This window comes from Nocardia carnea, from assembly GCF_029868855.1.
GTDB classification, from domain to species: Bacteria; Actinomycetota; Actinomycetes; order Mycobacteriales; family Mycobacteriaceae; genus Nocardia; species Nocardia carnea_A.
The window spans coordinates 72825-92081 of sequence record NZ_JARWOV010000231.1 but is presented as its reverse complement, the minus strand read 5'-3'; the positions used below and the strand labels follow the sequence as shown (position 1 = coordinate 92081).

The 19257-nt window shown below is 67.5% G+C and carries 20 protein-coding genes and 1 other RNA gene; 8 read left to right on the top strand and 13 right to left on the bottom strand.

Annotated features, from left to right (window positions below; translation table 11 throughout):
* Positions 1-715, top strand: a 715-nt coding sequence (locus tag QH195_RS22705) for a helix-turn-helix transcriptional regulator (protein ID WP_280436924.1), incomplete at its 5' end; no start/stop codon positions are given.
* On the opposite strand, the gene QH195_RS22700 is transcribed toward QH195_RS22705, so the two are convergent.
* From QH195_RS22700 to QH195_RS22680, 5 genes are all read right to left on the bottom strand, one after another.
* Entirely contained in the window at positions 694-1674 is a 981-nt protein-coding gene (locus tag QH195_RS22700) for an alpha/beta fold hydrolase (protein ID WP_280436923.1), read from the bottom strand. The two genes, QH195_RS22705 and QH195_RS22700, sit on opposite strands and share 22 nt — an antisense overlap.
* A 34-nt stretch (positions 1675-1708) precedes the next feature.
* Positions 1709-2806, bottom strand: coding sequence for a PDR/VanB family oxidoreductase (locus QH195_RS22695; protein WP_432278349.1), 1098 nt, complete (start codon positions 2804-2806; stop codon positions 1709-1711).
* Positions 2803-3705 (bottom strand): metal-dependent hydrolase, encoded by a 903-nt coding sequence (locus QH195_RS22690; RefSeq protein WP_280436922.1) that lies wholly within the window; start codon positions 3703-3705, stop codon positions 2803-2805. The genes QH195_RS22695 and QH195_RS22690 overlap by 4 nt, the downstream gene beginning before the upstream one ends.
* A gap of 128 nt (positions 3706-3833) precedes the next feature.
* A complete protein-coding gene (locus tag QH195_RS22685) occupies positions 3834-3995 on the bottom strand; it encodes a hypothetical protein (protein ID WP_280436921.1) in 162 nt (53 codons plus the stop codon).
* 76 nt (positions 3996-4071) lie between these two features.
* Positions 4072-6408 carry an arylsulfatase gene (locus QH195_RS22680; protein ID WP_280436920.1) on the bottom strand — a complete coding sequence of 779 codons (2337 nt, stop codon included), beginning with the start codon at positions 6406-6408 and terminating at the stop codon, positions 4072-4074.
* A 348-nt stretch (positions 6409-6756) separates the two neighbouring features.
* On the opposite strand from QH195_RS22680, the gene QH195_RS22675 reads away from it, so the two are divergent.
* From QH195_RS22675 to QH195_RS22660, 4 genes are read left to right on the top strand one after another with little or no spacing between them, the layout of a single operon-like run.
* On the top strand, positions 6757-8331 hold the full coding sequence (locus tag QH195_RS22675) for an ABC transporter substrate-binding protein (protein ID WP_280436919.1): 1575 nt from the start codon (positions 6757-6759) through the stop codon (positions 8329-8331).
* Between the two features lie 15 nt (positions 8332-8346).
* Positions 8347-9306: an ABC transporter permease gene (locus QH195_RS22670; protein WP_280436918.1), complete on the top strand. Its 960-nt coding sequence runs from the start codon at positions 8347-8349 to the stop codon at positions 9304-9306.
* Positions 9303-10226 (top strand): ABC transporter permease, encoded by a 924-nt coding sequence (locus QH195_RS22665; protein ID WP_280436917.1) that lies wholly within the window; start codon positions 9303-9305, stop codon positions 10224-10226. The genes QH195_RS22670 and QH195_RS22665 overlap by 4 nt, the downstream gene beginning before the upstream one ends.
* 52 nt (positions 10227-10278) lie before the next feature.
* Positions 10279-12117, top strand: coding sequence for an ABC transporter ATP-binding protein (locus QH195_RS22660; RefSeq protein ID WP_280436916.1), 1839 nt, complete (start codon positions 10279-10281; stop codon positions 12115-12117).
* Positions 12118-12194: 77 nt separating this feature from the next.
* Here the strand turns inward: QH195_RS22660 and QH195_RS22655 are convergent, their stop codons facing one another.
* The 6 genes from QH195_RS22655 to QH195_RS22630 form a co-directional block, all read right to left on the bottom strand.
* Complete coding sequence (locus QH195_RS22655; protein ID WP_280436915.1) at positions 12195-12830, bottom strand: DUF2461 domain-containing protein; 636 nt, start codon at positions 12828-12830, stop codon at positions 12195-12197.
* A 50-nt stretch (positions 12831-12880) separates the two neighbouring features.
* Positions 12881-13228, bottom strand: coding sequence for a hypothetical protein (locus QH195_RS22650; RefSeq protein WP_280424578.1), 348 nt, complete (start codon positions 13226-13228; stop codon positions 12881-12883).
* 172 nt (positions 13229-13400) lie between these two features.
* Positions 13401-13769: a transfer-messenger RNA gene (ssrA, locus tag QH195_RS22645) on the bottom strand.
* 87 nt (positions 13770-13856) lie between these two features.
* On the bottom strand, positions 13857-14330 hold the full coding sequence (gene smpB / locus QH195_RS22640; RefSeq protein WP_280422550.1) for an SsrA-binding protein SmpB: 474 nt from the start codon (positions 14328-14330) through the stop codon (positions 13857-13859).
* A gap of 49 nt (positions 14331-14379) precedes the next feature.
* On the bottom strand, positions 14380-14619 hold the full coding sequence (locus QH195_RS22635; RefSeq protein WP_280436914.1) for a hypothetical protein: 240 nt from the start codon (positions 14617-14619) through the stop codon (positions 14380-14382).
* A 48-nt stretch (positions 14620-14667) separates the two neighbouring features.
* A complete protein-coding gene (locus QH195_RS22630) occupies positions 14668-14865 on the bottom strand; it encodes a hypothetical protein (protein WP_280422552.1) in 198 nt (65 codons plus the stop codon).
* 514 nt (positions 14866-15379) lie between these two features.
* Between QH195_RS22630 and QH195_RS22625 the strand changes: the two genes are divergently transcribed.
* Entirely contained in the window at positions 15380-16123 is a 744-nt protein-coding gene (locus tag QH195_RS22625; RefSeq protein ID WP_280436913.1) for an SIR2 family NAD-dependent protein deacylase, read from the top strand.
* 40 nt (positions 16124-16163) lie between these two features.
* On the opposite strand, the gene QH195_RS22620 is transcribed toward QH195_RS22625, so the two are convergent.
* Together QH195_RS22620 and QH195_RS22615 are read right to left on the bottom strand one after the other, a co-directional pair.
* Positions 16164-17459, bottom strand: coding sequence for a D-arabinono-1,4-lactone oxidase (locus QH195_RS22620; RefSeq protein ID WP_280436912.1), 1296 nt, complete (start codon positions 17457-17459; stop codon positions 16164-16166).
* A 72-nt stretch (positions 17460-17531) separates the two neighbouring features.
* Positions 17532-18209, bottom strand: coding sequence for a TetR/AcrR family transcriptional regulator (locus QH195_RS22615; protein ID WP_280436911.1), 678 nt, complete (start codon positions 18207-18209; stop codon positions 17532-17534).
* A 142-nt stretch (positions 18210-18351) separates the two neighbouring features.
* Here QH195_RS22615 and crcB point away from each other — a divergent pair, with 142 nt between their 5' ends.
* Together crcB and QH195_RS22605 are read left to right on the top strand one after the other, a co-directional pair.
* Entirely contained in the window at positions 18352-18795 is a 444-nt protein-coding gene (gene crcB / locus QH195_RS22610; protein ID WP_280436910.1) for a fluoride efflux transporter CrcB, read from the top strand.
* A 92-nt stretch (positions 18796-18887) separates the two neighbouring features.
* Positions 18888-19247, top strand: a complete 360-nt coding sequence (locus QH195_RS22605) for a fluoride efflux transporter FluC (RefSeq protein WP_280436909.1) — start codon at positions 18888-18890, stop codon at positions 19245-19247.
* The last annotated feature ends 10 nt before the right edge of the window (positions 19248-19257 follow it).

The following is a 19257-nucleotide window of genomic DNA, read 5'->3' as shown; positions in this document are numbered from 1 at the left end:
CTGGGTCGACGGCGCCGCCGAATCCTCGGGGCGGGCCTTGGCCACGGGGGGGCCGGTCAGGCCGCGGGGGTGGCGCCGCGGGGTCGCGGCGATCCGGGCTATGCCCGTCCCGGCCGACGGGGGCGGCCGCTCCGACCCGGGGCCGGATCCGGCCGCCCTCACTGCCGTCGCCCTGGCCTGCCGGGACAGTGAACGTCTGCGCTTCACCTACACCGCGGCCGACAGCCGGCACAGTGAGCGCCACGTCGAGCCACACCGCCTGGTCGCCCTGGGGCGCCGCTGGTATCTGGTCGCCTTCGACCTGACCCGGCACGACTGGCGTAGTTTCCGGATCGACCGGCTCACCGGACCCACCGGCGACGGCTCCCGTTTCCGTCCGCGTGAGCTGCCCACCGCCGACGCCGCGGAGTTCGTCCGGGCCGGTGTCGACCGGGTCGCGCGACCGTACCGCGTCGAAGTTCTGGTCGAGGCCCCGGCCGACACCGTCCGGGAGCGGATCGGGCGCTGGGCTTCGGTCCAGGCCGTCGACGCCGGCCGCTGTCAGGTCTCGATGACCACCGATTCGCTGGATTGGCCGACCATGGCGCTGGGTTCACTCGAGGCCGAGTTCCGGGTACTCGAACCGCCGGAGCTGATTGCGCAGATCCGCGCCTGGGGCGAGCGCTTCGGCCGCGCCCAGGCCGGTCCGGTCGACTATCCGGAGGTAGCTTCCTGAGCCACGGCTGGGTTCCGGAGCCGGGCCGCGTCTTCCGCGGCGAACTCGCCTTTCTCCACCGCGTCCACCAGTTCGGTGGTCGCGGTCGCGAGGAGATCGGAATGCGAGAAGGGCATCCAGTGCCCGGCCGGGACATCGCGGCGCCACAGCCGCGAAACCCACTGTGCCGAATCGTCGTATCCGGCCGGCCGGACCGCGATATCGCGCCCGGCGACGATCAGCTGGACGGGTACGTCGGTGGTCCGCTGACGCGGCTTCAGCATATGCGCGACGATATTGGCCCGATAGATGAGCAGACCGTTCACCATGTCCTGTTTCAGGGTGGGCCCGAAGAAAATTGTCGACGCCGCGGTGTTGTTCATGAGCTGGATGAATCGCCGCCAGCGCTGTTCGGTGGCGAGCACGCCGAAGGCCAGCCGGGGTAGCCCCGGGGTCATGAAGAACCCGGTGTAGGCCGACGACAGGAGTTGTGTGAACGGCTGCCAGATATTGCGCGGGCCGGGCCGGCGCAGCCGGGCCCGCACCCAGGCGGCCAGATGGTCGAGATTCGGGCCGGATACCGAGGTGAACGAGGCGATCCGGGCATCCGCACCCGGTTCGCAGACCGCCTCCCAGACCTGTACCGAGCCCCAGTCGTGAGCGAGGACGTGCACCGGCCGGTCCGGGCTCACCGCCTCCGCGACCGCGAAGAAATCGGCGGCCAGTTCGGCGAGGCGGAAATCGGCGACCCGTGCGGTGCGGGTCGAGGCGCCATGGCCGCGCGTATCGTAGGCGACCACGTGGAAGCGCTGGGCCAGCAGCGGAATCACGCCGTTCCACAGGTGGTGGGTATCGGGCCAGCCGTGCACCAGGACGACGGTTTCGGCGTCCGGATCGCCGTATTCGTAGACGGCGAGGTCGAAGCCGCGGTGGTGCACCTTTCGTTCGGTCGCCGAATAGTCCGATATCGATACCGTCACGCTGGTCTCCTGGTGCTGTGGGCGGTTGGTGGGCTCAGAGGTCGAGGACGAGTCGTCCGCCTGCGCAGCGTGATACACACACCAGCAGGTCGCCGTGGTCGCGTTCGGCGGGGGTCAGGACCTGGTCGCGGTGGTCGGGTTCACCGGCCGTCACCCGGACCTTGCAGGTCCGGCAGAAGCCCTGGCGGCACGAATACGGCTGGTCGGGCCGGTGTTCTAGCAGAACGTCGAGTGCGGAACGGTCGGCGGGTACGTCGATCACCTCGCCGCCTGCGCCCAGCTGGATCTCGAACGGCATACCGTTCACGATCGGCGGTGGCGAGAACCGCTCCGAATGCAGTTCTACACCGGGTATTCCACGCACCGTCGCGGCGATGGAGATGACCATGGGTGCGGGTCCGCAGCAGTACACGGCGGTTCCGGTGCCGGTTCCACCGAGAAGTTCTCCCGCGGTCGGCAGGCCGTACCGGTCGTCGGTGCGGACTGTCACGCGATCGCCGAATCGGCGCACCTCGTCCAGGAACGGCAGAGTGTCCAGGGCTCGCCCGGTGTACACCATCGACCAGTCGGCGCCGAGGGTGTCGGCGAGCCGCATCATCGGCAGGATCGGGGTGATGCCGATTCCCCCGGCCACGAAACGCACCCGCCGGGCGGGCGACCCGTAACCCGGTGCGGCGAAGGGAAATGCATTACGCGGCCCCCGCACCGTCAGCGCCGTGCCGACGGACAGCGCGTCGTGTATTTCGTTCGAACCCGTGCCGCCGGGGATGCGGCGCACCGCAATCCGGTATTCGCGGGTGTCGGCGGGGTCGCCGCAGAGCGAATACTGCCGTAGGCGCCCGGACGGCAGTTCGATATCGAGATGCGCTCCGGGCCGCCACCGCGGCAGGTCACGCCGGTCGGGTGCGGCCAGGCGCAGACTCACCACGTCTTCGTCCGCGGCTTCCACCCGGCGTCCGGTAACCACCACGGGGATTCGCCGGTCGTCGACGCGGGGACTCAGGTCACGCCGATTGGTCAGTGCCGTCCAGTTCAGCCGGGCGTCGACGACGGCATCGAGTACCCGCAGGGTACGGTCCCGGCGGCGCCGCCCGTAGAGGTCGGCGGGCAGCGGTAGCGCGGGCCGGGTCACGAAGCCGCCCGGGCCGCCGGTGATTGCGCGAGGTAGGCGATGGCCTGCGCTGTCGACCCGACCGACTCCGGGCTGTATCCGGGCTTGAACGTCGACAGGGCACTGATCAGCAGGGCCGGGACACCGGGGAGCGCGCCGCGCCACATGGACCGCAGAATCCGTCCCAGCAGCCGCGGATATCCGAGGTCCGGCAAGGACGGGTCGCGGTGCACCAGGAATTTGGTCCCGCGTACCAGAAGTACCAGGAACGACGGAAAGACCAGTAACATCACCGCGCCCCGCCGCAGGTAACCGACGCCGAAGTATTCGGCCACATCATGGGCGACATTGCGGTGCTCGACCTCTTCGGCGCCGTGCCAGCGATACAGATCGAGCATCCGCGGATCCGCGTCGAACTTCTCCAGTTCGCTGTTGAGCACCCAATCGCCCAGGAAGGCGAAGAAATGTTCCAGGGCGGCGATCACCGCGAGCCGATCCACCAGCTGCTGCCGGCCCGCCCGGGTGGCGGTGGACCGGCGCGGACCGATGGTCTTGCGGAAAACGTACTCGGCCTGTTCCAGGTACGGCGCCGGATCGATCCCATTGGCGCCGAGCAGCAGTTCATGGGATCCCGCATGGGTTTCCGCGTGCATGGATTCCTGGCCGATGAAGCCGAGCATGTCCGCACGCAGCTTCTCGTCCCGTACGAAGGGCAGTGCCTCGCCGAAGGTCGCCAGGAAGCTGCGCTCGCCTTCGGGCAGCAGCAGGTTCAAGGAGTTGAGTACATGCGAGGCGATCGGATCGGATTTCATCCAGTGCAGTGGAATGCCGGTCCACTCGAAATGGACGTTACGGGCGTTGAGCGCGACCTCCCCCGGGTCGGTCACCCGTTCGGAGGCGTCATCGCGGAACAGCCTCATCGATCCTCCTCGATCGTCACCTGCACCGGCCGCATGGTCGCTAGGACGTGCGGCGGCCGGTGCTTGTGACGATACACATTAGTAGGACGATGGGTAACAGACAACGCTGACGATGATCCGCACCGAGATCAGGCCGGCGGCTCCCACGTCGCCACCAGGCTCAGCAGACCGGGGAAGCGGTCGTCGAGATCGGCTACGCGCACCACATGCGTCGCTCCAGGCCGTGCCGCATCGGTGCCTACACCGTCGCCGGAGTCGCGATCCTGGGCTTGGGCGCCCTGAGCGACCACGTCGGATTCGCGACCGCAGTCACGCTTTCGCCGTTGTCGTCGCCGCGGCATCGGTGGCGGGCGCTTCGCTGGTGTGTCAGTCGGCCATCGCCTCCGCCAGTTCCTCCACTTCGCGGATTACCGGGGCGGGAACGCGTACTTCGCCCGGCGTGTAAGTCACCGAGCGCAGCCGGCCGGAGAAGCGGAAGGGGCCGCGGCGTTCGCGCAGTTCCCAGTCGACGGGGCCGCGGGCGTCCACGCCCACCGAGATCCCGGTCCACGGCGCCATTCCGACCAGCTGGAATTGATCGTCGAGGGTGGCGATATCGGTGGTCGTCCCGGCCGCGTCGGTGACGGCGAGGGTGAAATTCCAGCGCACGTTCTCGGTGGCGAGTGCCCGGACCCGGATACCCACGACGCCCGTGGGCAGCGGTGCCGATGTCCGGCCCACGCGACCGTAACTGTTCAGCGCGAACACGATTCGCCCCTCTTCGACGTAGAGGACGTAACCACCGTGCGGGTCACCGTGGGCTACGAGCACACCTTCCGCGCCGGTGTCGATCTCGTCGGTCGCCACGTCGATGGTGAAGTCCCGGTACTGGATCAGCACGCTCGACCGGTACCGCTCCAGAGTCGGGGTACCGGTGAGGATCTTCACCGGCCGGGCGAGCCGCCGCTCGTCGGGGCGCCGGCCCGCCGCAGTCCGGTCGTTGAGGATCGGGAAAACGGTGTTGTGCCAGGCGGCGCGGTCCCAGGCCGCCGCCAGTTCCCGGACTTTCCCGGGGTGCAGGTGTGCGATATCCGTGGTTTCGGCCGGATCGGCTTCGACGTCGAACAGTTGCCACTGCGGATCGTCGGCCCGGGCCGGATCGGTATGCAATGAGAGCAGTTTCCAGCCGTCCCGGTAGAAGCCGCGGTGGCCACCGAATTCTGCGTACTGCTCGGTGTGCGGGGTCGGTAGCGCGGCATCGCGTAGTACGCCGGCGATACTGACGCCGTCGCGTTCCTGGGCGGGCCGGCCGTGCCGGTGCGCAGGGGTCGGCAGTCCCGCCAGGTCGAGGAGGGTGGGGGTGATATCGGTGACGTAGGAGTAGTGCTTGCGCAGTCCGTCGTCGCTGCCGTCCCGGCGCAGTCCGGCGGGCCAGGAGATGAGGAACGGCACCCGGACACCACCGGCGAACGTCTGCCCTTTGTAGAAGCGGAACGGTGTATTGGAGGCCTGTCCCCAGCCACGCGGGTAGTGGACGCCGATCTTGTCGGTGCCGATGAGCTCCTCGTCGAGCGGGACATCGCGGACCCAATCCTGCGGTACCGGCCCGTGCACGAACTGGCTGAAATACGAGCGGGTACCCGCCGCGCCACCTTCGGCGGTCCCACCGTTGTCGGAGGTGAACACGATGATGGTGTTATCGGTTTCGCCCAGTTCGTCGAGGGTGTCGAGAATTTTGCCGACGCTCTGGTCGATACTGTCGACCATCGCCGCGTACACCTCCTGGTAGCGGACGTAACGCCGCTGCTCCTCCGCGCTGAGCTCATCCCACGGCGGGGCGTCGTAGCCGGGTTCGGTATTGCGCTCGGCCATCTTCGTATCCGGCGCGAAGAAACCCGCCGCTTTCTGCGCCTCGAACCGCTTGCGCCGGATTTCGTCCCAGCCTTCGGCGTACCGGCCGCGGTACTTGGCCAGGTCCGCCGGTTTCGCCTGGTGCGGTCCGTGCATGGCGATATGCGCGAAGTACAGGAAGAAGGGTTTGTCGGCGTCGTGGGCACGCAAACTCTTGATCTGCGCGACGGCGCGGTCGGTGATGTCGTCGGTGACGTAATAATCCGCCGGGTATTCCTCGATATCGACGACGGAATTATCGGCGATCAGCGCATTCGGGTAGAAGAAGGAGTTCATGCCCTCGATCGACCCGTAATAGCTGTCGAATCCGCGCTGCAGCGGCCAGGAGTCGCGGGTGCGTCCCGGGGCCAGATCGGTATCGCGGGCCAGATGCCATTTGCCCACGGCATGCGTCGCATACCCATTGGCGCGCAGGATTTCCGGCAGGCTCAGCACATCGTCGGCCAGTTCCAGGCGCAGACCGGGGAAACCGGGGTCGGAATTGGCGACACTGCCGTACCCGGCCCGGTGCGGGTTGAGTCCGGTGAGCAATGCGGCACGGGCAGGCGAGCAGACCGAGGTGGTGTGATAGTTCGTCAGCCGGTACCCGCTACCGGCGATCCGGTCGAGGTTGGGGGTATCGATCTCGGCGCCGAAGGGGCCGATATCCGAATACCCCATATCGTCGATCAGAACGACCACGATATTCGGCGCACCGGCGGGCGCCTTCGTTTCCGGAGCCCACCACGGTGTCGATTCCGCGCTGGTTCGCGCGATATGTCCGCCGAAACCCTCGTATCCTCGTGCGTCGGCGGGAATACCGGAATCCGTCACTGTGGCAGTTCCTTTCACGTAGCGGCGTAGTTCCCGCCGCGGTGGGGAAGTATCTCGGCACGGAATATTTCCCGCTCGAGCCGGGAGAATATTACGTTTGCTCACGATCTCGCCGAGTAGTTGGAATCGCGGCGATTTCAACCGCGGGCTCCGGACCATCGATGGTGTTAGCTTCCATTCCATGGGAACCCCGACCCGCTGTGACTATGCCTGCGCGCGCTGCCGCTGCCGTAGCTGACGGTCCCTGACCTCGCCCACGGCCGGCCCCCGGCATCCAGGATCGGCCCCGATTATTCGCGTCTCGTTCTACCCATGCTCCGTGGGAGGACCCTCCTCAAGGACACGACAATGCTCTCCCGTTTGCTCCTCGCCGTGTCCGCGCTCACGGTTGTGGCCGCACTGCTCACCGGTTGCACCTCTGCGGTCGCATTACAGAAATCCGGCACCGCGACCGAACTCGCACCCGGGCAGGCGCCCCCGACCGGCGGCACCGCGCGGATCGGTGTGGACCGCGACCTGATCCCGGCGAACTTCCTGTCGATCAGCAACAACCCGGCCAACGGCGGGGTGTCGTCGAACGTTTTCGACACCCTGGTGCGCTACTCCCACGACAAGCTCACTCCCGAACCGCGACTGGCCACCGAATGGCGCCTGTCCGGCGACGGGCGACGGCTCGACCTGACCCTGCGCGACGACGTGCACTTCCACAACGGCAAGCAGTTCACCTCCGCGGACGTCGAATACACCCTGCGCACCTACACCGACCCCGGCTGGAACGCCCAGTTCCGGCGCACGGCGGCGACCATCACCGCCTTCGATACCAGCGACCCGTTCCGGATCGGGCTGACCCTGTCGCAGCCGACGGGCAATATCTTCGATCTCCTGGCGGTCGCCCCGGTCATCGACTCGGCGACTGTCGGCGCCTTGCAGGAGGGACGCGAGTTCAACGGCACGGGTCCGTTCCGGTTCGACTCCTGGCAGCCGAAGGTCGGGGTGTCGTTGCGCCGCAACGACGACTATTGGGGGCAGCGCCCCTACCTCGACGGCGTCACCTTTTCCGTGGTTACCGACGAGCAGGCCCTGGTGACGAAGCTGCGCACCGGACAGCTCGACGCCGCCTACGGGGTGTCGCCGCTGGATGCCGAACTCGCCGTGTCCCGCGGCGGTTTCCGCAGCCACCTGCTGGCGGGCTCGGAGGCGAACCAGTACATCGGGATCAATCTCGCCACCCCCGCCCTGCGCGATATCCGCCTCCGGCAGGCCATCGCGTATGCCATCGACCGTGACCGGATCCTCACCGACGTCTTCCGCGGTAACGGCTACGCGTCGAGTCTGCCCTGGCCGCGTACTTCGCCCGCCTACAGCGAGCAGGACGCCGGGACCTACCGCCGCGATGTGGACCGGGCTCGCGCCCTCGTCACCGAAATCGGGCCTGTCGCACCTGTTCCGTTGAATTATCCGGCCGGCCGGACCGACCGGATCATCGCCGAGATCGTCCAGTCCAACCTCGCCGACGTCGGTATCGAGGTCCAGTTGGTGCCCACCGATGCCGCGCAGATGACCAGTCTGCTGGTAGCCGGCCGCTTCCCCGGCCTGTGGGTGACGCAGCACGGGTTCGCCCAGATGACGCCGTCGACGCTCGCGGTCTCCGCCTTCCCGTTCAACGCGACGAAGAACGCGTCCAACTTCGTCGACCCGCAGTATCAGGCGCACGCGGTCGCGGCGTGGAAGCAGCAGGACCCGACCTCGCCGGAGGCTGTCGCGTCCTACCGGGCGCTGAACCGGGACCTCCTCGATGCGCTGTTCCTCGTGGAGATCGGGGTGATCCAGGCCGAGGTGGTGGTGTCGACGGGTCTCGGCGGTTTCGACTGGACTCGGACCGTGGACCCGGATCTCGGCTCCGCCTATCTTCTTCGCAGCTAGCGACAGGAATCGATCATGGTGAACTATCTGATCCGGCGGTTCCCGTCGGCCCTTCTCGTCCTCTTTCTCGCCTCGATCCTCGTCTTCTCCGTCCTCCGGCTGGTTCCGGGCAGCCCGGAGGAGACATTGGCCGGTGCGGACGCGTCCCCCGAACAGCTCACCGCCGTACGCGCCGATCTCGGTCTGGACCGCCCGCTGGTGGTGCAGTACCTGTCGTGGCTCGGTGATCTGCTCACCTTCGACCTCGGCAAGTCCTATATAGTCGGCGGCTCGATCGCCGAGCTCATCGCCTACGGTGCCCAGAACACGGTGGCCCTCGCGCTCGCGGCCCTGCTGCTGGCCGTCGTGTTCGCCGTAACGGTGAGCACCGCGTCGGTCATCTACCGAAGCCGGATCCTCGATGCGGTCGTCACGGTGAGCAATTCGGCCGCCGCGGCGCTGCCGATCTTCATCACCGGAACCCTGCTGGTCCTGCTGTTCGGAATCGCCTGGCCGATTCTCCCGTCGGGCGGGACGCCGCCCGACGGATTCTTCACCCGTCCCGATATCGCGGCGCAGTATCTGCTGCTCCCGGCCCTCACCCTGGCTGTTCCGGCCGGTGCCGCCCTGACGCGGTTCCTGGTGGAGGCCCTGCACACCGAACTGCGCCAGCCCTATATCGTCACCGCGCAGGCATTGGGCGTCGGACGCCGCCGGCTGGTCCTGGCACATGCCCTGCCGAATGCGCTGCCGTCCGCGCTCACCGTCCTCGGGATCACGGTCGGTGGTCTGCTCGGTGGTGCCGTGCTGGTGGAATCGATTTTCGTCTGGCCGGGTCTCGGACTGCTCGCCGAGGAGGCGATCAACAGTCGCGATTACCCGCTCGTCCAGGTACTGCTCATTCTGTCGGTAGCGGTGTTCGTGGTGTTGCAGTTGCTCACCGATATCGCGCACGCCTGGCTCGATCCTCGTATCCGGCTCGGAGGTGCCGCATGAGTGAACTGATCGATCGTGAACCTGCGACGGCGCCGCCCGATACGGAGCTGGATATCGCGCCGGGCCTGATCCCGGAGACACCGGCCGACCGCGATCCGCGGGGGACCGCGGAACCACTGTGGCACGCCGTATTGCACGGCCGCGGACTCGCCGGGCTGGTGCTCGTGGGGATCGTCGTCGCGCTCGGTGTGCTCGCCCCTGTGCTGGCCCCGTACGCACCCGACGAGCAGCTGGACGCCTCATTCCTGCTCGGACCGAGCGGCGCCCATTGGCTGGGGACCGACGATGTGAACCGAGATGTGCTGTCCCGGGTCCTTTTCGGTATCCGCGCCGATCTGCTGATCGTCTTCGTCGCGGTACCCGCCGGGGCGGCCCTGGGATCGTTGATCGGTGTACTCGCCGCGGTCCGCAGCTACACCGATATCGTCGCGCAGCGAGTATTCGATGTCATCCTCGCGTTTCCCGCGCTGATTCTCGCGATAGCGCTGGCCGCCGTTCTCGGGCCCGGCGTCCGCGCGATCGTGGTGGTGATCGTCCTCGCCGAGATACCGGTATTCGGACGGCTGGTGCGGACCTCTGTGCTGAAGGTCCGGGAGCTGCCCTACGTCGAGGCCGCGGTCGTCTCCGGGGCGAGCACCTGGTGGGTACTGCGCAAACATGTGCTGCCCAATTCGATCGAACCGCTCGGTGTGCAACTGGCCCTGTCGATGTCGATCGCGGTATTCATCGAGGCGGCCATGAGCTACCTGGGGATCGGCGTCGTTCCGCCGGACCCCTCGCTCGGCTCGATCCTCGCCGACGGCAACCGCTACCTCGAGACCAATCCGCTGTTCGCCGCCGGACCCCTGATCCTGGTGTCCGCCCTGACCCTGGGCTTCCTGCTGATCTCCCAGGCTTTCGCGCACGCGCGGCGCCGATGAGAAATCCGCCTCCGCGACCGCCGACCCCAGCAACCCCACCAAGGACTGTTCCGTGACCGCAGATCCCAGCACCCCAGCCCTCGAGGTCACCGACCTGCGGGTGACCTTCAGTCATCCCAGGCCCGCGGTCCGCGGTATCGGACTCCGCGTCGACCGCGGCGAGATCGTCGCGCTCGTCGGTGAATCCGGCTCCGGTAAGACGATGACCGCGCGGGCCGCAATGGGCCTGCTCCCGGATACGGCCACCGCCACCGGGTCGGTCCGCGTCGACGGTATCGAGGTCGTCGGTGCCGGTGAGCAGGATCTCGACGCCCTCCGGGGTACTCGCGTGGCGATGGTCTTCCAGGAACCGCAAACCGCTCTCAACCCTGTGCGCACTGTCGGGTGGCTGCTCGGTGAGGTCTTGCGCGCCCACGGTGTGAAGGGCCGGAAACAGGTCCGTGCCCGAGCGGTCGAACTGCTCACTCTCGTCGAGATCCCCGAGCCCGAGAAGCGCGTCGACTATTACCCACACCAGCTGTCGGGTGGTCAGAAGCAGCGGGTGGTGATCGCACTGGCCCTGGCCAACGACCCCGTTCTGCTGCTGGCCGATGAACCCACCACCGCGCTCGACGTCACTGTGCAGGCCGAAATTCTCACGCTCCTGCGGCGGCTGCGTGACCGCACGAACACCGGCATCCTGGTCATCACGCACAATCTGGGGGTGGTCGCCGATATCGCCGACCGCGTGGTGGTGCTCCAACTCGGCGAGGTGGTCGAAACCGGGCGGGTGGACGAACTCTTCTCCCGGCCACGCCATGAGTACACCCGGCACCTGCTGGACTCGGTGCTGCGCCTGCCCGACACCGTCCCGGTCCCAGACCCATCGTCCGCCGCAGAGTCGGCGCCGCCCGCCCGGACCGCTGCCGAGCCGGCCGCTGCCGCGCCGACGTCGGTTTCGGCGGTTACCACCCCGGCATCTGCTGCCGGCAGGGGTTCCGCGGTGCCGCAGCCCGCTGGATCGGCATCGGCTGCGTCGGTTTCCGCAGCTTCGGCGGGTGCCGTACTGGGTACCGGCCCGACGCCCCCCGCGGCATCGGCTCCGCTGCTGGACGTGACGGGTTTGTCTGTCGTCTTCCCCGGCCGGCGTGGCCGCGCCGCGTTCCAGGCCCTCGACAACATCTCCCTCACGATCACCCCCGGTGAGGTCCTCGGTGTGGTCGGCGAATCCGGTTCCGGTAAAACTACTCTGGGCCGGACGGTCGCGGGCCTGGTGCCGGCCACCCGCGGTGCCGTCAGCCTCGACGGCCATGATGTCGCGACCACCCGGGGCGCCGCGCTACGCGCCCTGCGCCGTCGTCTCGCGTTCGTTCCGCAGGACCCCGCGGCATCCCTCGACCCCCGGTTCACCGTCGCCGAGAGTATCGCCGAACCGCTCGCCATCCACGGGGCCGGCAGCCGCGCGGACCGCCGGAAGAAGGTCGGCCACCTCCTCGAAGCGGTTCGCCTACCGTCGTCCTTCGCGACCCGGCTGCCCGCCGAACTCTCCGGTGGGCAGCGCCAGCGCGTCGCCCTCGCACGCGCCTTGGTCCTCGAACCGGCCCTGCTGATCGCCGACGAACCCACCAGCGCCCTCGACGTCTCTGTCCAGGCCGACGTATTGGCCTTGTTCGCAAACCTCCAGCGGGAATGGGGTTTCGCTGCCCTCTTCATCAGCCACGACCTCGCGGTTGTGGAACGAGTAGCCACCACCGTCGCCCGCCTGCGGGCCGGCGAGCTCGTCGAGACCGGTCCGGCGACCGAGGTCCTCACCCGGCCACAGCACGACTACACCCGCCGCCTGGTAGCCGCGGTGCCCGTACCCGACCCGGTCGTCCAGCGAGCCCGGCGCCCGGCGACGACAGCCGGGTGAGTCGCAGGCGGGTGTCGCGCCGGCGTGGCGACCCGGTAGCCGTAGCCAGGGCGGCCGCTGTCCGGCCCGGCTGCGTACTAGTTGCCTACGACGGCCGCGAGCCACTCCACCACGGGCCGCAGCGATTCCCACGATCTGCGGACCTCCGTGGCCGCCCGCGGTGACCCCAGCCAGTCGGGCGTGCCCAACTCCCGGCTCATCACCAGCGCCTTGTGCCGCAGCAGCTCGATGCGCGGGTGGTCGATGGGGTAACCCTTGGGACGGGTCTTCAGCTTGTCGCCGCCGAGGGTGTAGCCGCCCCGGTCGAGCTTGTCCACGATCTTCTCCAGCTCGGCGCCGCGCACGTCGTCGTCGAGGGCGGTGCGCAGCCGGGACAGCTGTTCCGGTGCGGCCGCGTACAGGCCACCGGCCACGAACAGCCCCGGCGCACCGATCTGGACGTACCAGCCGACGCCCGGCGCGGTGTGCACGACCGCGCCCTGATGGGTTTTGTACGGTGACTTGTCCTTGGAGAACCGCACGTCGCGGTACGGGCGGAAGATCTTGGCGGGACCGAAATCGGGTTCGAGCTCGGTGATGAGCGCGGTCATCGGGCGCTTCACCGACTCCTCGTAGATGTGCTTGTTGGCGGTCCAGAACGCCCGTGAGTTATCGGCCTCGAGATCCTCGTAGAAGTCCGGCCCCGCGATCGGGAACCCCGCGAACTCGCACATGACGTCGAATCTATCGCCCGCCATACGAGCGGCCGACGCGAGTCGCCCGGTCAGTCCACGGGTTGATCGTGGATCTCCATCGCCGCTGCCTCCGCGGGGCGTCTGTCTTCGGCGCGTAGTTCCTCGCGCCGCCGCCGGCGGCTCCACTCCTGGTCGAGTTCGCGGGCGATGCCCAACCGGCCGCTGTCGTCGTTCTCGTGATACCGGATGACCAGATCGTTCGGAGGGTCGGTGATATACCGCTCGTATTCGCGGACCTCGTCGGCCTGATCGTCGTCGCCCAGGTCGTAGTCCAGGTCCGCGCGCTCCTCGTCGCCGATATCGAGCACCTCGTCCATCAATCGGTAGTCGGAACTCGCCCCGGCGTGCTCTCGACCGGGATCGCGCATGTCGGACATGGCGTCCACCTCTTCCGCAGACCGGCTCACCACTGGCGACGACCGTGAGCTGTGACTCCCACGCTACCGCCGACTGCGGCAGCATGGGAACCCGTCGCCTCGGGCGATCGTGACGGCCTGGACCTGCGCTGCGATACGACGAAGGCCCGGTCCGTGCGGACCGGGCCTTCGTGAGTGGAGCTGCCGGGAATCGAACCCGGGTCCTCCGCCGCTTCTCCAGGGCTTCTCCGTGTGCAGTTCGCTATGCCTCTACTCGGATCTCCCGGTCTCGCGAACAAGCCGGGATGACGATCCCAGTCGCTGTTCGATGTCCCGCGCTACTCCGCGACCGAGTCGCGCGGTGAGCCCTCTAGCTGATGCCGGCACCGAAGCCGAGGGCGAACCTCGGGCCGACAGAGACGCTATCGCTTAGGCAGCGAGAGCGTACTCGCGCTGATGAGAATCGGCGCTTAATTGGTTGCAACGACGCTTACGGTGGTCTCTTGCCTGCACCGACACGCTTCCCCTGAATCTACGTACGCAGTCGAAACCGTTCAGCCCCGTACGTCCCGGCACCTTGCCGGGCCAGTCATATTAACACTTCGGGCACCGTCGTTCATTCCCGTTTTTCCGATGCCGTTCCCGCCGGTCAGCGCATCCCTTTGATACGCCGGCCGAGTTCGCGGGTGACCTCGCGCTCGGCGGTACGCCGGGCCAGGTCCTGTCGTTTGTCGTAATCCTGCTTACCTCTGGCGAGGGCCAGTTCGACCTTCACCTTGCCGTCGGAGAAGTACATCGACAGCGGGACCAAGGTCTGGTTGCCCTCGCGGGATTTGCCGACGAGCCGTTCGATCTCCCGTTTGTGCAGCAGCAGTTTGCGAACCCGGCGCGGCGCGTGGTTGGTCCAGTTACCGTGACTGAACTCCGGGATGTGCAGGCCACGCAGCCAGACCTCCCCGTTGTCCACGGTCGCGAAGGCGTCCACCAGCGAGGCCTTGCCCTCACGCAGACTCTTGACCTCGGTACCGACCAACGCGATCCCGGCCTCGTAGGTGTCCAGGATCGTGTAGTTGTGCCGTGCCCGGCGGTTGGTCGCGATGACCTTGCGCCCCTTCTCCTTCATGACGACAACCTTAAAGCGCCGCGGCAACCGGATTATTCCCGGCCGCTGCTCAGCCCGGTTGTAGCAGCAGGTAGAGGATCAGCACCGCGGCGAACGCGGTGACGAGCAGCACGGTGGAAAGCCGGGGCAGGTGCGTGCCGCGTGGTCGGCTGCGGCGATTCAGCCAGCCGCGGTCGACGACGGGATCTGCACCGAGACTCCGGTACGGCGCATCGACCGGTTCGGCCGGTGGGCCCGGCCCCCCGCTGTCGCCCCCGATGCTGTCCTCGGACCCGTCCCCGGATGCCATGCTCGCAGGCTAGTCCTGCGGACAGGTATTCGGGAACGGGGCGCGCGGTCAGCGAGGGGTTCTGAGGATACGCAGGGTGATGCCCAAGCCCACCAGGATGCTGGCGGTGGCGATCAGGGCGGCGGAGAACGATTGGGTGATTGCGGCGATTCCGGTACTGAAAATGAGGCAGGTGGCGAGCGCCAGCAATGCGGTGCCCCATTCCATACCGGCGATCCGGGTTGGTCGGTTACGCAGTGCTGTCATGTCTTTCGGGTACCCCGCCGTCTGGGTTATCAAACCGTTATTGCTGTAGTCCGGGGCGGGAATGTGCCCGACCCGCAGATCTGCCGTACGGGGTGCGCGGTGGCGAGCCATGGCGGGACCTCCGTCTCGGTTGGGGTGTGGCAACTGTGTTCACCGTAACGGACAAATCTCCGCTTGGATACCGCGTGGCAAATCTCGAGACGACCGTCACACAGAGTGGGAATCGAGCGCGGGCTGTCGTGCTCGTGGCGTGCTCTTTCAGGAAAAACGCCTGATCAGGAGGAGTTGGTATGCACGACACGCCGAAACCGTACTCGGGGATTGTTTCGTGGCGGGGCGCGCGAATCGAATGCGTGTTCTATTTGCCAGAAATTAGCTGAATTGCCTCGGTGGGTCGTCGCGCAACGACGCCGGCCCCGCCTGCCTAAGCTTGGGATATGCGGATTCAGTACCGGCGCGTACCCGGGTCGAGTGCCTGTCCCTGCGGAATATCGCCGGTCCCGGGAGGGCTGCGGTGACCCGGTGGCACCAACGCGCGGGGCGTATCGCAGTACTGACCGGAGCCGGAATTTCCACCGACAGCGGGATACCCGATTTCCGCGGTCCGCGGGGAGTGTGGACCGAGGATCCGGTGGCGGAACTGTTGTCCACCTATGACAACTACGTCTCCGACCCCGCGCTACGCGAACGTTCCTGGCAGGCCCGCCGGGACAATCCGGCCTGGGGCGCCGAACCGAACCGGGCCCACCTGGCGCTGGTGGAGTTGGAGCAGGCCGGGCGTGCGCTCACGATCGTCACCCAGAATGTCGACCGGCTACATCAGCGGGCCGGTTCGAACCCGCAGCGGGTGATCGAAATCCACGGCAACATGTTCGACGTGGTGTGCGTGGATTGCGCGTACTCGGCGACCATGGCCGAGACGCTGGACCGGGTCGGCGCCGGGGAACCCGACCCGCCGTGCCCGCAATGCGGCGGCATCCTCAAGGCCGCCGTCATCATGTTCGGCCAGGCACTGGACAGTCGCACCCTGCTGAAGGCCTCGTTGGCGGCCGAGACGGCGGATATCTTCCTCGCCGTCGGCACCTCGCTCCAAGTGGAACCCGCGGCCTCGCTCTGCGGGCGGGCGGTGGCCGCGGGCGCATCGCTGATCATCGTGAACGCCGAACCCACACCGTACGATTCGATGGCCACCGAGGTCGTGCGCGAACCCATCGGCGAGGCCTTGCCCCGGCTGGTCGACCTGATCCTCGGGCAGTGAGGCCGGGGCCTCGAACTCGGGCCGGATTCCGGGACCGCTCCTACACGGGGCCGAGCACTCGATCGAGATAGTCGTTGGCGAAACGGCCCTCCGGATCGTAGTACCGGCGGACCGCGGCGAACCGGTCCCAGCCCGGGTAGCGCGTACGGAGCGTCTCCGCGGTCTGATAGTGGCGTTTACCCCAGTGCGGGCGTCCCTGGTAGCGGTCGAAAACCGCTTCGCAGGCACGGAAGAACGGCTCGTGCTCCATGCCTTCGTACTGGTGCACGGCGATATAGCAGGTCGCGCGGCCGCCGGCGGGGGAGAGGAAGGCGTCGTCGCCCGCGACCCACCGCACCTCGATGGGCATCGGTGAATCGAAACGGCGGGCGGTTTCCTTGATCTCGCGAATCGCCTCCACCGAATGTTCGCGTGGTATCGCGTATTCCATTTCGGTGAACCGGAACAGCCGCGGGCTGGTGAACACCCGGTAGGAGCGGTCCACCTGGCGCCGGTAGCTGAAGGCGTAGGCGGCGGCCCGCTGTAGTGGCGGGATGAAGGCCGGCCGGCGGCGGGCCAGCCGGCACAATGCGTCGCTGACGTAATTGGATACGGCGATATCGGTGAACCAGTCGATCGCTTTGTGCCGTGGTGCGGGCGGCAGCTCGACCCGGTTGTTGCGTTTGGTCATCGCGGTCGGGCTGTGGGCGAACATGTAGAACTCGAAATGTTCGTTGCCGTCGACATATGCGTCCAGATCATTCAGGATCTCCGTCACCGGCACCGGCCGCTCGACGCCCTCGAGCACGAAGGAGGGCACGAGTTGCAGGGTGAAGGCGGTGATCACGCCGAGAGCGCCGACGCTCACCCGTGCCGCCCGCCATGCCTCGGCGCCGGACTGTTCGGTCAGTTCCACCGTTCTGCCGTCGGCGGTCATCAGCTCCACGCCGTGTAGTTGCGCGGAGAGGTTGGGTAACCGGGCGCCGGTGCCGTGTGTGCCGGTGGCGGTGGCGCCGGCGACGGTCTGGGCGTCGATATCTCCGAGGTTCGGTAAGGCGAGGCCGTACTCGTCGAGGCGGTCGCTGAGCGCGGCGAGGGTCATCCCCGCCTGTACCTTGGCCAGGCCGGTCTCGCGATCCACCTCGAGGACCCGACTCATCCGGGACAGGTCGAGCAGCAGGCCGTCGGTGAGGCATGTGTCCGTGAACGAATGCCCCGATCCCGCGACGCGGACCCGGTGCCCGTCCGCCGCGGCCCGGCCGAGTTCATCGGCCAGTTCGGCATGATCGCGCGGCGCGGCCAGCCGGGCCGGTGCGCATTGCTGATCGCCGGCCCAGTTCACCCATAACTTGGTCACATGTCCAACACTAAGGGATGGCCGCGCCTGCCGCCGGGCAAACCTCCTGATAGGGAGAAATCCGGAACCGGCTCAGCGGCGCCGGACCACGCACGGTTTGGCCGCCTTGGCCCGCTCCACCTCGGCAAGACTGAGCGCATCCACCGCCAGCGGCTGCGGGGGTGTGTTCTGAGCGCGAATGCCGTTGAGCGTAATCGCCATATAGCGGCGCCAGATATCGGAATCCACCGGCCGGGCGAACTCGGCGAGCGAATCGACCATATAGATCAACGCGAACAGATCGGTGGCCTCGATTCCCGGCTGCAGCACACCAGCGTCCCGGGCTCGTTCCATCACGGCCGCGACCGCGGGCCCGAGCTGTTCGCGCGGATGGGCCAGGCGATCGGGATCGTCATGCATTTCGAGCATGACTTCGCTGAATCCCCGGTTCGTCGCCATATGCCGGCACGCGTAGTCGAAGAGCCGGACGACGCCCTCCCACGGATCCGCCACGGTGAGTGCGTCCTGTGCGGCTTCCGCGAATTCCCGGACGTGGACGGCGAAGACCTCGGAAATCAGCTCCCGCTTGTTGGCGAACCGGCGATACACAGTGCCCACTCCGACCCCCGCGCGGTCGGCCACATCGTCGAGCGTGATCTCCAGTCCGCGGTCGGCGAACAGCTCCCGGGCCGCATCGATGATCCGCTGTTGATTGCGCGCCGCATCCACCCGGAGACGGCGCGTCCGGGGCGCAGTGGTGGCGAGGTTCACATCCGGAATGGTAGCAAGTTACGAATTAACGCAAACGGTTTCGATCCGGCCGGACGTAAACCTCGTCTTGCCTGCGGATACCGTTGCGGGGCACGATCCACGCGCACGGCTTGCCGCCGCGGAACGCAGGAGGTACCGGAGCATGGGCGAACCCGTGAAGCCCGCACCGATCGATGCCCTCGTGCTGGCGGCCGTCGCCGGTGGCGGTGGGCTCGGTGCCGGACTGCGCTACTGGCTCACGCTCCGGATTCCGGCCCGGCCCGCGGGGTTCCCGTGGGCCACCTTCCTCGCCAACACCCTCGGCTGCCTGGCCATCGGCATCCTGATGGTGATCGTCACCGAGGTGCTCTCGCCGCATCGGCTCGTGCGTCCGTTCCTCGGAGTCGGGGTGCTCGGTGGATTCACCACCTTTTCGAGTTACAGCGCCGAGGTTCGTACACTGCTCGAATCGGGTGCCACCGGTACGGCGCTCGGATACCTCGGGGGAACCGTGGTGGTCTGCCTGACAGCGGTATTCGCCGGTATGGCCGCCACCCGGTGGATCGCGGGAAGACGCGGCGGGACAACGCGGTACGGCACGAGCTGAACGTAAGACGGGACAAGCGAGAGGGGTCGGCTGATGGCGGTATCGGTGGGTCCGGGCTACCGGGGGCGGCAGGGCGCCGGATGGAGTGGCCGGTGACCGCGGTCTGGGTGGTGCTGGGTGGGATGCTGGGCGCGCCCGCACGTTTTCTGCTCGATCGCATCGTCGCCGCGCACACCGATTCCCGGCTTCCGCTCGGCACACTGGCGGTTAATATTGTGGGCTCGGCGCTGCTGGGCGTTTTGATCGGGTCGGGTGCGAGCGGCGCGGTGGTGGCGGCCGCGGGAATCGGATTCTGCGGTGCCTTCACCACCTTCAGCACGTTCGGCTACGAGACGGTCGGGCTCGCCACCGGTGGTGCCTCCGGGTACGCGTTCGGCAATATCGTGCTCAACACCGGGATCTGCCTCGGCGCGGTCTATCTCGGCGCCGCCACCGCAGGACTGTTCGGATGATCACGATGAC

What these genes read in the sequence shown, in the direction of transcription:
- QH195_RS22630 (WP_280422552.1), bottom strand. Translation starts at nt 14,865, where the DNA reads ATGACAGCACTGCGTAACCGACCAACCCGGATCGCCGGTATGGAATGG.
- smpB (WP_280422550.1), bottom strand. Translation starts at nt 14,330, where the DNA reads ATGAAGGAGAAGGGGCGCAAGGTCATCGCGACCAACCGCCGGGCACGG.
- QH195_RS22670 (WP_280436918.1), top strand. Translation starts at nt 8,347, where the DNA reads ATGGTGAACTATCTGATCCGGCGGTTCCCGTCGGCCCTTCTCGTCCTC.
- QH195_RS22635 (WP_280436914.1), bottom strand. Translation starts at nt 14,619, where the DNA reads ATGGCATCCGGGGACGGGTCCGAGGACAGCATCGGGGGCGACAGCGGG.
- QH195_RS22650 (WP_280424578.1), bottom strand. Translation starts at nt 13,228, where the DNA reads ATGTCCGACATGCGCGATCCCGGTCGAGAGCACGCCGGGGCGAGTTCC.
- crcB (WP_280436910.1), top strand. Translation starts at nt 18,352, where the DNA reads ATGGGCGAACCCGTGAAGCCCGCACCGATCGATGCCCTCGTGCTGGCG.
- QH195_RS22675 (WP_280436919.1), top strand. Translation starts at nt 6,757, where the DNA reads ATGCTCTCCCGTTTGCTCCTCGCCGTGTCCGCGCTCACGGTTGTGGCC.
- QH195_RS22665 (WP_280436917.1), top strand. Translation starts at nt 9,303, where the DNA reads ATGAGTGAACTGATCGATCGTGAACCTGCGACGGCGCCGCCCGATACG.
- QH195_RS22655 (WP_280436915.1), bottom strand. Translation starts at nt 12,830, where the DNA reads ATGTGCGAGTTCGCGGGGTTCCCGATCGCGGGGCCGGACTTCTACGAG.
- QH195_RS22690 (WP_280436922.1), bottom strand. Translation starts at nt 3,705, where the DNA reads ATGAGGCTGTTCCGCGATGACGCCTCCGAACGGGTGACCGACCCGGGG.